Origin of the sequence: Bacteroides sp. AM16-24 (assembly GCF_003471885.1) — a bacterium.
Lineage (GTDB): Bacteria > Bacteroidota > Bacteroidia > Bacteroidales > Bacteroidaceae > Bacteroides.
The window spans coordinates 40,578-55,546 of record NZ_QRKI01000018.1; the positions used below are offsets into that span (position 1 = coordinate 40,578).

10 protein-coding genes are annotated in these 14,969 nt (G+C 43.2%); 7 read left to right on the forward strand and 3 right to left on the reverse strand.

Annotation, left to right across the window (positions count from 1 at the left end; all coding sequences use genetic code 11):
- Positions 1-3 precede the first annotated feature (3 nt).
- Together DW182_RS17955 and DW182_RS17960 are read left to right on the forward strand one after the other, a co-directional pair.
- Positions 4-3,147 (forward strand): TonB-dependent receptor, encoded by a 3,144-nt coding sequence (locus tag DW182_RS17955; protein ID WP_115502570.1) that lies wholly within the window; start codon positions 4-6, stop codon positions 3,145-3,147.
- A 28-nt stretch (positions 3,148-3,175) separates the two neighbouring features.
- The gene (locus DW182_RS17960; RefSeq protein ID WP_007666539.1) at positions 3,176-5,266 is read left to right on the forward strand and encodes a RagB/SusD family nutrient uptake outer membrane protein; all 2,091 of its coding nucleotides are present in this window, start codon (positions 3,176-3,178) and stop codon (positions 5,264-5,266) included.
- Between the two features lie 256 nt (positions 5,267-5,522).
- Here the strand turns inward: DW182_RS17960 and DW182_RS17965 are convergent, their stop codons facing one another.
- Both DW182_RS17965 and DW182_RS17970 read right to left on the reverse strand, forming a co-directional pair.
- Complete coding sequence (locus DW182_RS17965) at positions 5,523-6,203, reverse strand: SGNH/GDSL hydrolase family protein (protein WP_199678620.1); 681 nt, start codon at positions 6,201-6,203, stop codon at positions 5,523-5,525.
- Positions 6,204-6,239: 36 nt separating this feature from the next.
- On the reverse strand, positions 6,240-8,279 hold the full coding sequence (locus DW182_RS17970; RefSeq protein ID WP_370449828.1) for a beta-galactosidase: 2,040 nt from the start codon (positions 8,277-8,279) through the stop codon (positions 6,240-6,242).
- A gap of 238 nt (positions 8,280-8,517) precedes the next feature.
- Between DW182_RS17970 and DW182_RS17975 the strand changes: the two genes are divergently transcribed.
- The 4 genes from DW182_RS17975 to DW182_RS17990 all read left to right on the forward strand — a co-directional run bounded on the left by DW182_RS17975 (position 8,518) and on the right by DW182_RS17990 (position 13,205).
- The gene (locus DW182_RS17975) at positions 8,518-9,198 is read left to right on the forward strand and encodes a DUF4450 domain-containing protein (protein WP_118296397.1); all 681 of its coding nucleotides are present in this window, start codon (positions 8,518-8,520) and stop codon (positions 9,196-9,198) included.
- The gene (locus tag DW182_RS17980; RefSeq protein WP_118296398.1) at positions 9,195-10,616 is read left to right on the forward strand and encodes a glycoside hydrolase family 28 protein; all 1,422 of its coding nucleotides are present in this window, start codon (positions 9,195-9,197) and stop codon (positions 10,614-10,616) included. Before DW182_RS17975 ends, DW182_RS17980 begins: the two co-directional genes overlap by 4 nt.
- 57 nt (positions 10,617-10,673) lie before the next feature.
- Complete coding sequence (locus tag DW182_RS17985) at positions 10,674-11,801, forward strand: glycoside hydrolase family 88 protein (RefSeq protein WP_117706800.1); 1,128 nt, start codon at positions 10,674-10,676, stop codon at positions 11,799-11,801.
- Positions 11,802-11,927: 126 nt separating this feature from the next.
- Positions 11,928-13,205: a rhamnogalacturonan acetylesterase gene (locus tag DW182_RS17990; RefSeq protein ID WP_118296399.1), complete on the forward strand. Its 1,278-nt coding sequence runs from the start codon at positions 11,928-11,930 to the stop codon at positions 13,203-13,205.
- A 115-nt stretch (positions 13,206-13,320) separates the two neighbouring features.
- On the opposite strand, the gene DW182_RS17995 is transcribed toward DW182_RS17990, so the two are convergent.
- Entirely contained in the window at positions 13,321-13,986 is a 666-nt protein-coding gene (locus DW182_RS17995; protein WP_117706798.1) for a Crp/Fnr family transcriptional regulator, read from the reverse strand.
- Between the two features lie 175 nt (positions 13,987-14,161).
- On the opposite strand from DW182_RS17995, the gene DW182_RS18000 reads away from it, so the two are divergent.
- Positions 14,162-14,758, forward strand: coding sequence for a MarC family protein (locus DW182_RS18000; RefSeq protein ID WP_117706768.1), 597 nt, complete (start codon positions 14,162-14,164; stop codon positions 14,756-14,758).
- Positions 14,759-14,969: the final 211 nt, after the last annotated feature.

The window sequence follows — 14,969 nt, forward strand, 5'->3', positions numbered from 1 at the left end:
AGTATGAAAAACAGCAAGAATTTAAGTCTGTTGAGTCGTCTGGGTAAACTCCAACGGCTGTTTCTCGTGGCTTTGTTCTCGGTATTGGCTATAGGAGCCGCCGCACAAAGCAAAACCGTTTCGGGTACTGTAATTGATCAAACCGGTGAACCGGTTATTGGTGCCAATGTTCTGGTTAAAGGCACTACTAATGGTGTGATTACTGACTTGGATGGTCGATTTACTCTTTCCAATGTACCTAACAATGGTACGATTTCTATTTCTTTTATAGGTTATAAAGACCAAGAAATTTCTGTTGCAGGAAAAACAAATTTCCAGGTGACATTGCAGGAAGATAATGCAATGTTGGATGAAGTAGTGGTAGTAGGTTACGGCGTTCAGAAGAAGAGTGACGTGACGGGTGCTTTGACACGCGTAGGAAGTAAGGAACTGAATGCAAAGCCCGTAAGCAATGCTTTTGAGGCATTACAAGGCAAGGCGGCAGGTGTGGATATTACTTCCAGTCAGCGTCCGGGTTCTGTAGGTTCTATTCGTATCCGTGGTAATCGTTCATTGAATGCCAGTAATACTCCGCTTTATGTCGTGGATGGTGTTCCTTTGAGTGCAGGGGGGATCGAGACACTAAATCCGCGTGACATTGAGTCGATTGACATTTTGAAGGATGCTTCTTCTACGGCTATTTATGGTTCGCGTGGTGCCAATGGTGTTGTGCTTGTCACTACTAAACGCGGTAAAGTGGGACAATTTGCCTTAAATTACTCTGGAACGGTCACTATGGAAACTATAGAAGATAAGTCGCCTGTGATGAGTGCCAGTGATTACATTACTTGGAAGCGCTGGGCGTACTACAACAATAACCCAGAGGTTTACGCTCCTGGTAATGCGCCTACTTATGAGAACGACCAAAAAATCTTTGCGGGTGACACCTATGCTTTGAAAAATGTAAACAAAGGCTGGGAAGGTAACTCTTGGGATGGTTCCAAAGTAAGCAATACCGACTGGACAGGCATCGTAACGCGTACAGGTATCACCCATGAGCATACATTGAGCGCCACTGGTGGTAGTGAGAATCTGCAAGGATCTTTCTCTTTCGGCTATTTAAATAACAAAGGTACGCAGAAAGGACAGGAATATGAGCGTTTTAATCTGGCTGCAACTGTAGATATTACACCGAAACCTTGGATTAAAATAGGAGCATCGATTAATATGTCGTTTGCAGACCAACAGTATGGTGTGGATCGTATGGCCGGTACGAATAACGGCCCCGGTGATATTTACGGACTGGCCAAATCCATTCCTCGTTATGCTGTACCATACGATGATGAAGGAAATGTGATTGCTACGCCGCATACCGAATCACGTACTTATACGGTAGTGGATGAATGGAAGAAGGTGAACGATGATCGTGAAAATTATCGTGCATTGGCTAGTTTCTACGCACAATTGGATTTCGGTAAGATGTGGAAACCGTTGGAAGGTTTGAGCTATAAGTTTGCTTTTGGTCCTGATTTTCGTTACAATCGCAATGGTATCTTCCGCGACAGTTCATCGGCATCCCTTGCCGGTTCAACGAATTATGCCAGTTGGGGGTCTAACCGTTATTTTTCCTGGACGCTGGACAATATGATTCTCTATAACCGCCAGTTTGGCAAGCACAACATCGGCGTGACATTGTTGCAGACAGCTTCAAAGAATAACCATGAAAGCGGTTCAATGAGTGCATCTGATATCCTTGTTCCCGAAATGCTATGGAATAACATGGGGATTGTTGATGTTACACAATCCCGTTACAAAGCAGGCATGGGTACCGGTTTGACCGAAAGCCAGATGGCATCCTACATGGCTCGTATAAACTATTCGTTCAATGATCGCTATCTTTTGACTGTATCAGGACGTTACGACGGTTCGTCAGTACTGGCGGCAGGCAATAAATGGGATTTTTTCCCGTCAGCCGCCCTTGGTTGGCGCATTAACCAGGAAGAGTTTATGCAAGACATTACTTGGATTGACAATTTGAAACTGCGTATTGGTGTAGGTACAACGGGTAACTCTTCCGTCAGCCCTTATGGTACATTGGGTGGAATCTTTACAGGTTGGATGCCATTTTCGACGGGTAACCAAATGATTTTTGTGACTAATGAGCCTTACTATGTAGATATGAGTAAGAAAGCCAATTCGATGGCTAATAGAGACCTGTCGTGGGAGAAAACTACACAGTGGAACTATGGTATTGATTTCGGATTCTTAAGTAACCGTATCAATGGTACGATAGACGTTTATCACTCCAAGACGAAAGATTTGTTGATGTCCGTAAATATTCCTACTCTGACAGGGTATCCTTCTACAATGCAGAATATCGGGCAGACAAAGAACTTCGGTGTGGACATTTCGTTGAATGTAACTCCCATCCGTACTGAGGATTTTGAATGGGTATCATCTCTCAATGCAGCTTATCAGAAAGAAGAGATTGTTGAACTGGCTAATGGCAAGAATGATATGATTGACAACACATGGTTCATTGGTCAATCTATAGGAGTCTTTTATGATTATGCTGCCGATGGTATCTGGAAAGAATCAGATGCGGCGGAAATGGCTAAGTGGAATGAGAAGGGAAGCAAATTCAAGGTCGGCATGGTGAAGCCGGTAGATCAGAATGGAGACTACCAGCTTGATGCCAACGATGATAAGATAATTTTGGGTAATAAGACCCCACGCTGGACGTTGGGCTGGAGTAACTATTTTACTTGGAAAGGTGTTGAATTGGGAATTGAATTGTACGGTCGTTTCGGTTACATGATTTCGACAGGAGGCGAGGCACAGGCCGGTCAGTTCCAGCAGCGTGAAATAGACTATTGGACACCGGATAATCCGAATGCCGAATGGCAGATGCCTATCTACGGTTCGGGTGACTCTTATGCCGGTCTGTTGGGCTATAAGGATGCTTCCTTCCTGAAACTGCGTAATATTTCTTTGGGGTACAACATCCCGCAAAACATTTGTAAAAAGATAGGTATCAATTCATTGAAAGTATATGTACAAGGACGTAATCTGGGTGACATCTATTCATCTATTGATTACATTGACCTCGATCTCGGTACGTCTTATTACAATCGTGGTGTTACGTTTGGCTTGAATGTAGGTTTCTAATCATTAATCATTAAACAAAAAAACGAATATGAAAAATACTAATAAAATATTATCGGGTATTCTTGCCGCTTCAATAATGTTTGGTACGACCTCATGCGGTGATGACTTCCTGAAAGAAAATGCAAACCATACTACTACGGATGCTTTGCTTGAAACTGGTGCGGGCGCATTGGCCATGGCTGCCGGTCTTTATGGTAACCTGCGTTGGCACTTTGGATACGAATGGGCTTATGCCATTACACTTTATGGTTGTGATGAATTTTCAATGGGATCAGACGAAACTTCGCTTGGATGGATGGACTATAATACGGCTGAAATGAATCCGGCAGGATCGTCGCGTCGAAACCATCCTTCGCCTGCAGATTTGTGGAACGAATTGTATTTTGGTATTGCAACGTGTAATCTACTGTTGCAAAAAGCTCCTCTCATAGCCAGTGAACAGGATCGCAATTCAGCCTTGGGGGAAGCTTATTTCTTGCGTGGATACAACTATTATCGTCTGTTCTGCCAATACGAGCGTTGCCCATTACAACTGGAACCTATTGATGTAAGTGCAGGCGTTCCACGTAACTTCAAGCTGTCTAGTGGTGAAGATGTACTGAATCAAGTCATTGATGACTTGCAGAAAGCGTATGATTTGCTTCGTACAGACGATTGGCGTGGTGCTGGTACGTGGACTAAATATACGGCTGCCCATTTCTTGGCTAAAGCTCTACTCTATCGCCAAAGCGAGCGTTGCACTTGGAAGAGTAATTATCCTGCAAAGACCGATCTTGACCGTGCCATCCGGCTCTGTGATGAAGTCATTGATGCGCGTGGCTTGGAAAAAGATTATAATAATTTGTATTCCAACTGGACAGGGGTGGACTGTAATATTGAAAAGTCGAAAGAAATCTTGATGTCGGCTTTGCATAACGATGCTTCGACTACTGTTGGCCGTTACGGAAATCGTACCTATAATTATTTCTCTTCGCAGTACAACACTTATTCAGGTGGCTATGTTCCCCGTGGTCAGTATATCGGCGACATGGAGTTCCAGCGTTGCCGTCCTACAGAATATACTTATGCTGTGTTTGATAATGTGAATGATTCTCGTATGTGGAAAACCTTTAAAACGGTTTATGGTATTTGCAATAACGTAGCAACGCCCGATTATGTTAAAGCTGAAAATGCGCCCACATTTGGCGATCAAGGAGTTCTCTTCTTGTTGAATAAGAAGGATGACACACGCTTTCGTAAGGATGAGTTTGGTCGTGCGGCTATTAAGCATACATTTGTCAATCCTGAAACGGGTAAATGGGTACCCAATGTAGCCCCGGTTTATGCTGAAGGTCAATATGTGATGAATACTTACGGTACATCGGCAGCCAATCGTTCTAATATGTTCTGTGGTATTAACAAAACAGCCGATGGTAGCCGTACCGGTGAAAAGGGGGATGCACACCGAGATGTAACGATGGCTCGTGTTGGTGAGACCTACCTTGTGAAAGCTGAATGTCAAGTACGTAATGGTGATGATGCAGGCGCATTGGCTACTATTAACTTGCTGCGCAAACGTGCTGAATGGAAAGCCGGTGAAGACCGTGAATATTATGTAGATGGTACTATTGCTTTCAAGAGTAACTCAACAGCTTCAGGCAATTGTGCAAAAGGTAACAAAGATGCCAATGGCGCTAAGTTGACGAATCAGCAGGCATTTGAATATTCGTTTATCCAGAAGAATTCTTATGTACTTTCTACGGGTGTGGAACGTCCGGTAGAAAGTGAATCGTGGAATGCATCTAGCCTTCAAATCTCCAGTTGGAACAACCTCCCTGCAGAAGACCAAGCTGTATTGAACGGAATGGGACTGAGTGTTAATACACTAGAAGGTAAGGTTAATTTTATTCTGAACGAACGTACTCGTGAATTATTGGGTGAGTGGAATCGCTGGGATGAACTGAGCCGCACGAAGACTCTTTATAAGCGTGCCAAACTTTTCAATCCTGAAACACTCTATATTCAAGAACATCATAACCTGCGTCCTATTCCTCAGTCGTTCCTTGATGGCTTGACTAATGACAATGGTGAACCACTGACAGATCAAGAAAAGAAGGATATGCAGAATCCGGGGTATTAATTTAGGGTATAGGATAATATAGTTTTGTTGATTTGTAAAGGGTTGTCCTCTGTAGGCAGATGAGGCAACCCTTTTCTTGTTTACTTGACATGATCTTGATTTTACACTTACTGGATGGCTCCACTGAGCATCTTCAAATAACAAAACATGATGCGAAAACGAGTTATATGTATCAAACCAATTTTGAACTGCTACTTACGATAAAGATGAAAAAAGGAAACAGCTAGGTGTTCCGGTCAAAGAGCCCACAGTGGCTTCAATACTGTAATATAAAGTTCTCCGCTACTTTCAGGAAGCGGACATGACCTTTTGCATTCAGATGTGCCGTGTCCTTCTCTCCCTGAAAATATATTCTTCTGAAAGTGTCATTGTCGGCATAGATACCTCCCTTCCTGGCGCAATCAAAGATGGGAATGCTGTAATTACCGCAGACTTCAACCATGGCGTCTACCACTTTCTCGGAGTCACTTTCCTTAAAGTTCTTACAGTTCCATCGGGTAAAGAAAAAGATTTTGGCTGTGGGATATTTCTCTACGAGGCCTTTGCAGAGTATTTCCAGCTTAGCTTTGAAATTATCTATTCCTCCGATGGAATCAAGCTTGAAAGCATCGTTGTGTCCTCCGATTACGATAACATAGTCGAGGCTGTCTGTCATCTCTTTATATCTTATGTACATGGCCTCGCCCCAGCGCGGGCTGGAATAAGCAATACTATTCCCATTCCTGCCATAATTGAAGTATTCCATGCCATGTTTTTGAGCAAACGCATAGTGCCAGGTATTTTCAACAGGTTCTTTGTGGTTCTTCACATAACTGTCACCAATGACTCCGATACGTTTTCCTTTCAGATCATCCGCTTGCGAGTGAGTGTTTGCTGTCTGTGCGAATCCCGTGAGAGCGGACAGGCAGAAGATGATAAATAATAGTTTCTTTCTCATGATACTTATTGTGTATAAATAGATGCCGGTTTTGAACTATTGCTTTGTTGCGAATACCAGTACTCCTGCCGTCGGAATATCTGTTGTTCCTATCAAAGTTTTGGCTCCTTCAGGAAGATTGAAGTGATAGGGCTTGTCGCCATAATTGAGAACTATTCCCAAACCGTTGCGATATTCCATCGTTACTCCATACGGCAGATCCATTACAGATATATTCAGTTTTGCATAGAGCTTTTTGAGCACATCTCTTTCTAAGGTTCCGTCTGTGCTGTCGATTCCTACATAAGTGATAGTGCCTTTACCAAGTTTGCGGGTAGTAATGGCCGGTTTTCCTTCATAAAATTCTTCGATATACTTTCCCCAGGTCTGGCAATCCTTACTTGGTTTCAGTATCTCTCCCCAGGTATTCCAGGGGTATTCTTTGCCATCCATAACAAACTTTCCCGGTTCTTCGGGGAGCAGAAGGTCGTAAAACTCTATTTCATTTCCCGTCAAATCATAGATCTGTGAACCGAAAGGTGCTTCGGGCAGACGGCCGTAACGGTCTTTCTGTGCTGTACGGCAGGTTAGTACCAGATTACCGCCATTCTTTACGTATTCAGTCCAACGGTCTACCAATGCTTTGTCTGCCATCTGATAGGCAGGAGCAATGACTACCGGATACTGTGACAGGTCTTTGCTTTCATTAATAATATCGACCGGAGAGCCGAAGCTTTTTAGCGTACGGTAATACTTGTTGATGTGTGCCATCGTGTTCCAGGTACGGTTCTGCTTCTGGCGTTCGATGCTCCATGCATTTTCGTGATTGAAAAGTATGGCGGTGCGACGGGCTTGGTAATCAGCGGGTTTCACATCACGTGCTTTTGCTTGTGTACGCAATTGTTTCACTTCTTTGATGAATTGTTCGAATTCATGTCCTCCGGGGGTGATGGTAGTGCCGTCTGTGTTGGCAATTCCGTAATGATACTGCTCTGTTCCGTAAAGCGGTTGGCGGTAACGGTACGTACAAATGAAATCGCTTCCTCCTGCAAATACACTCCAGAGCCACAGGCGGACAGCGCCGGGAAGTGGTTGTGGATTAATACCTCCCCAATTTACTTGTCCCGGTTGCAGTTCCATTACTCCGTAAGTTCCTTGTACGGGGCGGAAGAAATCGTTGGCAAAGGCAATGCGTAACGGATTTCCCACCCGATATCCGCGACGTCCGATGCCTTCGTTATCGCCATAAACCATGTAGCGAGTATAGCTTACGAAATCCAGGTCGGGACTTCCACCAATATGGCCTTCATCATAGTTGGGGATATAATTGGTGGTAACCCATTGGTTGCGGGCATGCTTCTTAATCAGCAGGCATTGTTCGTTCAGAAAGTCATTGGTTTGTTCGGCGGCAAAGCGTCGGTAATCCAGTATTTGATGATGATTCATAAACATCTGGGCAGTCTTGGGGAGGGTGATTTCGTCAAAGTTAGAATAAACTTCACTCCAGAAAGCAGTGCCCCAGGCATCATTCAGTTCTTTGATAGTATTGTGATACTTGTTTTTCAGGAAGTTGCGGAATGCTACTTCTGCCGCCTCATTATAATCGAACTGTACGGCAGGCTCGTTATCAAGCTGCCAGCCTATGATGCGTGGATCATTGCCGTAATGTTGTGCCAACTTTTCTATCATCTTGTAGGCGAGCTCCCGATATCGTGGAGAGGCGAATGATGCATGTTGGCGGGCACCGTGGTCGAGGACTGTACCATCTTCATACTTAATCAGGATTTCAGGATATTTGCGACTTAACCAGACGGGTGGGGTAGCGGTAGAAGTACACATCACTACTTTTAGTTTGTACTTGTCTGCCAAAGCGATTGCCTTGTCCAGCCAGGCGAAGTCATATTTACCCTCTTCCGGTTCCAGTTGCGCCCAGGCAAACTCGGCAAAGTGGGTGAACTCAAAACCTAAGTCATGCATCTGCTTGAAGTCACGTTCCCATTGGCTTTCGTCCCAATGCTCGGGATAGTAGTAAACACCGGTCAGGGTGAGGTTTTTGTCATTGAACCATGTTGATTGTGCAAAGAGCATTCCGCTCATCAGGCATGCACAAAGTAGGGTGAAGATTTGCTTTTTCATGGATGTTTTTCTTGTTGGATTTATATGTACGCAAAGATAAGTGACTCAGGAAAAAGAGCCTATGGAAAATAATGCAATTTCCTGCAAAATAGGACTTTTTTAGATGAATTTCCATGTAAATGTACATGTTTCCATTTATTGAAACTGTGAAATGGCCTATTTTCGCAGCATGAATTAATGTAACGGAATACTAGATACTATGAGAAGAGGCATCACGATATTATTATTGTTAGTCCTTGCGCTGATGGAAGTGAAAGCACAGGTGCTTCCTTTCTGTTTGTCTAAAGGGGCGGGTACTTTCCGACTCGGAATAGTAGCAGGTGATGAAAGCCGTTGGTTGGATGAATGTAATTTGAAGAAAACGGGAGACCGGATATATACCATAAAGGATGCATTGTTGGGAAAGGGTGAAGTTAGGTTGGTAATATGTCCTTTGGCAGATACGAAGGGTTTTGTAATGGAGGTTTCCGGCTCCCGTTTACCCGAAAATATATCTTTGTGTTGGGCTTTCGGAGCTTGCAATGAAGATGAAACTCTTTCGAAAGAAGGAAATATAATCTTTCCCAGGGCTTGCCGGGACAATGTATTCAGTGATGAAGAGAACGCTGTTACTGTATATTATGGCGAAAGTATGGGGTTGCGGGTTATTTCGGGAATCATGCCTGTTGGTTCTGAACTTCGCTTGTCGGATGCCCATCAGCAGAAAACCCCACTAAAATTGTATCATTCGGGAAAGAAAACAGATGCTCCTGTACTTTCCGGTTTCTACTCCTGGACTGCGCAAGAGAATTGTTACTTCTGTTTCTATAAACAGAATGCCAAGGCGGATTATAATTACTTTATGTTACCGGAATTATTTCTAAAAGAAAATAAGAGATGAAACGTTTGGTTGTGTTCATATCGGTTTGTTGCTGGGTGCTGTTGATGCAGGCGTCCATCCATAATGTGAAAGATTATGGAGCCAGGGCCGACGGGGTGACTATTGATTCACCTGCCATTAGTCGTGCCATCTCTGCGGCTGCCGGTGAAGGTGGCGGTACCGTATATATCCCTGCGGGAGAATATGCCTGCTATTCCATACGGCTTGCCAGCCATGTTCATCTTTATCTGGAACAGGGTGCGCGCATCATAGCGGCATCGCCTACTCCGGAGGGTGGATATGATGAGGCTGAACCGAACGAACATAACCGTTATCAGGACTTTGGTCATAGCCATTGGAAGAACTCCCTGATCTGGGGAATCGGCATTGAAGATGTGACTATTAGCGGTCCCGGACTAATCTATGGCCGTGGACTGACTCGTGAAGAAAGTCGTTTGTCGGGAGTGGGAAATAAGGCTATCAGCCTGAAGCTTTGCAAAAATATCACACTGAAAGATTTCTCCATGTTGCGTTGCGGACATTTTGCCTTGTTGGCTACCGGAGTGGATAATTTGAGTATTATCAACCTGAAAGTGGATACCAACCGTGACGGATTCGATATAGATTGCTGTAAAAATGTCCGTATAATGGGATGTAGTGTCAACAGTCCGTGGGATGATGCTATTGTATTGAAGGCATCCTACGCCCTCGGAAGTTTTAGGGACACGGAGAATGTGACGATTTCCGATTGCTATGTTACTGGTTACGATCGTGGAACGATGCTGGATGCCACATGGCAGCGCGATGAACCGCAGGCGCCCGATCACGGCTATGTAACGGGACGTATAAAGTTGGGCACTGAATCCAGTGGCGGCTTCAAAAACATTGCTATTACGAACTGTATCTTTGAGCGTTGCCGCGGTCTTGCCCTTGAAACGGTGGATGGCGGTCAGTTGGAAGATATTGTTATCAGCAATATCACAATGCGGGATATTGTGAATGCCCCTTTCTTCCTGCGCCTTGGCAAACGTATGCGTAGCCCCGAAGGTACTCCAGTAGGTTCAATGAAGCGTATTCTTATCAGTAATGTCAATGTATTCAATGCCGATTCACGTTACTCTTCTATTATCAGTGGAGTGCCGGGAGCATGGATTGAGGATGTAACTTTCAGCAATATCCATATTTATCATCAGGGAGGCTATACGGTAGAAGATGGTAAGCGTATTCCGCCAGAGAATGAGAAGACTTATCCGGAACCATGGATGTTTGGTACTATTCCGGCAAAAGGTTTTTATATCCGTCATGCACAGGGAGTGACGCTGGATAATGTACATTTCCATTATAAACAGCCGGATGAACGTCCTTTGTTTGTGACAGATGATGTCGAAAAAGTGGTGTACCGGAATATAACCGTGGATGGTGAAGGGTACAATAATTAGTGTGAAACAATAGGTAGATTAAAATATAGAACAGTATTAATGAGTAATAACCACATCATGAAAAAGAAATTGATAGGAGTTTTCCTCTTTATGAGTCTTATTTGCGGGAGTGTCAGTGCACAAGGATTACCCGACAGGAAAGAGACACTTAAAACTTTGGTAAAAGTGAATGATTACTTCATGAAGAAGTATGCAGATTATCGTACGCCGTCTTATAATGGTATTATTCGTCCCAGCAATATCTGGACGCGGGGAGTATATTATGAGGGATTGATGGCGTTACATTCTATTTTTCCACGGGAAGATTATTATAATTATGCTTATCAGTGGGCTGATTATCATAAATGGGGAATGCGCAACGGGAATATTACCCGTAATGCCGATGACCAGTGTTGCGGACAAGTTTATATCGATTTGTATAATATTTGCCCCAATCCGGAGATGATTAAGAATATCAAGATTAATATCGACATGGTGGTTAATACTCCGCAGGTAAACGATTGGTGGTGGGTAGATGCCATACAAATGGCAATGCCTATTTATGCCAAACTGGGTAAGTTGACAGGAGAGCAGAAATATACTGATAAGATGTGGGAATTATATAGCTATACCCGCAACGAGTATGCCAAGAATGGTCTGTTCAACCCTAAAGATGGACTGTGGTGGAGAGATCATGACTTTGTTCCGCCCTATAAAGAACCGAATGGAGAAGATTGCTATTGGAGCCGCGGCAATGGTTGGGCGTATGCTGCATTGGTGCGGGTGTTGGAAGAATTACCGGCAAATGAGGTACATCGTGCAGATTACATCAATGACTTCCTGGCTATGAGTAAGGCAATCAAGAAATGTCAGCGTAAAGATGGTTTCTGGAATGCGAGCTTGCATGATGAAACAAACTTTGGCGGTAAAGAAACGAGTGGTACGGCTTTATTTGTTTATGGAATGGCCTGGGGCGTGCGCAATGGGTTATTGGATAAGAAAGAATACCTCCCCGTATTGTTAAAAGCTTGGAATGCAATGGTACAGGATGCTGTTCATCCGAACGGTTGTTTGGGCTATGTACAGGGAACAGGAAAGGAACCTAAAGACGGTCAGCCAGTGACTTATGATAAAATACCTGATTTTGAGGATTATGGTATCGGCTGCTTCCTGTTGGCTGGGACTGAAGTGTATAAATTAAATTAATTAGTAACAGATTTCATAGATTATAGTATAATTGATTAAAAAGTCAATTAGGGGGAAGGAGGGACTGTGAAGTCGTTCCTTTTCTTTGCATAATAAATTGAGTAACTAACATAAAATGAAAGAAATATGAGACGAATTTTTACATTGTTAATTTTAGGATTTTTGTTTGCTTCCGGTGTGGGAGCACAAAGTTATAAGTTCGACTTTACTTCTGGTAAAAAAGTGAAGGACGGATATATTAAGGTTACATCTACCGACCGGTATGATCAGGCAAAAGGCTATGGATATGACTTGTGTCCTTCTCCTGACGGAAAGAGTAAGGCTCCTTTCTTCTTTTCTATAGCCGTACCGGATGGGAATTATCATGTTACAGCTATTGTAGGCAGCAAACGCAATGCCGGAGAAACAACGCTTCGAGGAGAATCACGCCGTCTCTTTTATGAGAACGTGAAAACGAGAAAAGGGGAATTGCTACCCTGTTCCTTCACTATAAATAAGCGTGATATACATATCTCCGACAAAGAAGACGTGCGCATCAAGCCGCGTGAGCGTAGCAAACTGAACTGGGACGATAAGCTGACTTTAGAATTCAACGGAGATGCTCCCCAGTTAACAGAGCTGATTATTGAGCGTGTGGAAAGTGTGCCTACTATCTTCTTGTGTGGTAACTCTACTGTGGTAGATCAGGATAATGAACCTTGGGCCAGCTGGGGACAGATGGTACCTCGCTTTTTTACAGATAGCATTTGCTTTGCAAATTATGCTGAGTCTGGCGAATCCGCCAATACTTTCATTGGTGCCGGTCGTTTAAAGAAAGCTCTGACGCAAATGAAACCGGGCGATTATATCTTTATGGAGTTCGGGCACAACGACCAAAAGCAGAAAGGCCCTGGTAAGGGTGCTTTTTACTCTTTTATGACAAGTCTGAAAACTTTTGTAGATGAAGCTCGTGCCCGTGGTGCTCAACCTGTATTGGTAACTCCTACCCAAAGACGTCGTTTTGATGAAAATGGTAAGATAGAAAACACTCATTTGGATTTTCCCGATGCAGTACGTTGGTTGGCAGAAAAGGAAAATATACCTTTAATAGACCTGCATGCTATGACACGTGTCTTGTATGAGGCTATGGGAGTAGAGGAGTCTAAACATGCTTTTGTGCACTATCCGGCAAATACTTATCCCGGACAGGATAGACCATTGGCGGATAATACCCATTTTAATCCGTATGGAGCCTATCAGATTGCTAAATGTGTAATTGAAGGTATGAAGAAAGCCGGGTTGCCTGTTGTGAAGTTCCTGAGAGCAGATTACCAGGGATATAACCCGTCACAGCCGGATAATCGCGACTCTTTTAAATGGAATGACATTCCGTTTACGGAAGTGGAAAAGCCGGACGGTAACTAAAGAAGGTTTTAGAACATAAATTACGCGAATCATACAGATATTTTCTTTGATTCTTTAAAGAAATCAGTTCTGTATGATTCGCGTAATTTATATTCTGATACTTATAAAAAGACTTTTAGGGGATCAATCTTTCTAAGTCCGGAATCACTATTTCGCCTCGGTGTAGCTCCAGTAAGCCATTTTCCTGCATGCCATTCAATGCTTTCGATACATTCAGGCGTGTGTCATTAATAGCATTGGCAAGTTCCTCCATCTTTATTTTCAGTATCTTTTCTCCCGAGGGGCGTTCAATGTGTGAGAGTATAAAATCGGTGATACGTGCTTCAAGTCTTTCCGGAACTTCCGTCCACAAACGATTGTAGCAGGTTTGTGCCCGGTTACTGATAATATTCATATAGTTGAGTCGGAAGATTTCGTATCTGAACAAATCGTTCATCACAAACGCTTTACTGATAGTTACGGTATGCACTTCTGTATGGGCTACGTGAGTAGATACATAAGATGTATTCATACCGAACAAGGATTGGGGCTCGATCAGGTAAGGAGCCTGAAAGAACTCTGTAAAGGTGTAAGAATTATCTGTAGATGAGGTAGATGAAGCGATTTCCCCGTTTAAGATAAATACCAACTGTACACATGCTGTACCTTTTTTAACTAAGATTTCGCCCGCCTTATGCTTGGTGAAATGTAATTTTACTTTTCCCAATATACTGGTGAAGTCCTCATGGGCGAGTCCTTGAAATAGTGGCAATTGGAGCAGGGTGTCATACATCGTTTCCATATCTTTATCAACTTCTTGTTTGAAAACAAATGTAGGCATAATAGCTATTTACCGTAAACACTTTGCCTCTCTTTTTGTTTTTTTTATTATTTCTTAAACGTGCTATTCATTCAGGTAATTAAATCTTGCGGAATGCATAAAAATCGATTATCTTTGCAAAAAAAAGGAGGGACACATGTTTGCAGCATTTAACTTACAACAAATGATCAGTGCATTTATCGTACTATTCGCAGTTATTGATATCATTGGTTCTATTCCTATCATTATCAATTTGAAGGAAAAAGGTAAAGAGGTGAACGCATTGAAGGCTACGTTGATATCTTTTGCGTTATTGATAGGCTTCTTCTATGCAGGAGATATGATGTTAAAGTTATTTCATGTGGATATTGAATCGTTTGCCGTTGCGGGTGCATTCGTTATTTTCCTGATGTCTCTGGAGATGATTCTGGATATAGAGATATTCAAGAATCAGGGGCCGATTAAGGAGGCTACTTTAGTGCCGCTGGTTTTCCCGTTGCTGGCAGGTGCAGGTGCTTTCACTACATTACTTTCCCTTCGTGCGGAATACGCCAGTGTTAATATTATCGTTGCTTTGGTGTTGAATATGTTATGGGTATATTTTGTCGTTAGCATGACAGGGCGTGTAGAACGCTTTTTAGGTAAGGGCGGCATCTATATTATCCGTAAGTTTTTCGGCATCATTCTGTTGGCTATCTCGGTGAGGTTGTTTATGGCAAACATTACCTTGCTGGTGGAGGCATTGCAAAAATAGTCATGAAGCACGTGCCCGTGGACACATACAATCCGTAGGCGGTGTCACGGAAAAGGAAAAGTGTTCATTTCTTTCTGATAGGGTTGAAACAGACCGTTTCCCGGATTTCCTGTAGCTGAACTCTCGTCAGAGGGTATTCTGAAGGGGGGTAGCAATTTTTAGTAAATCTTCATCCGATTTTTAGTAAAACTCCAGTGGATTTTTACTAAAA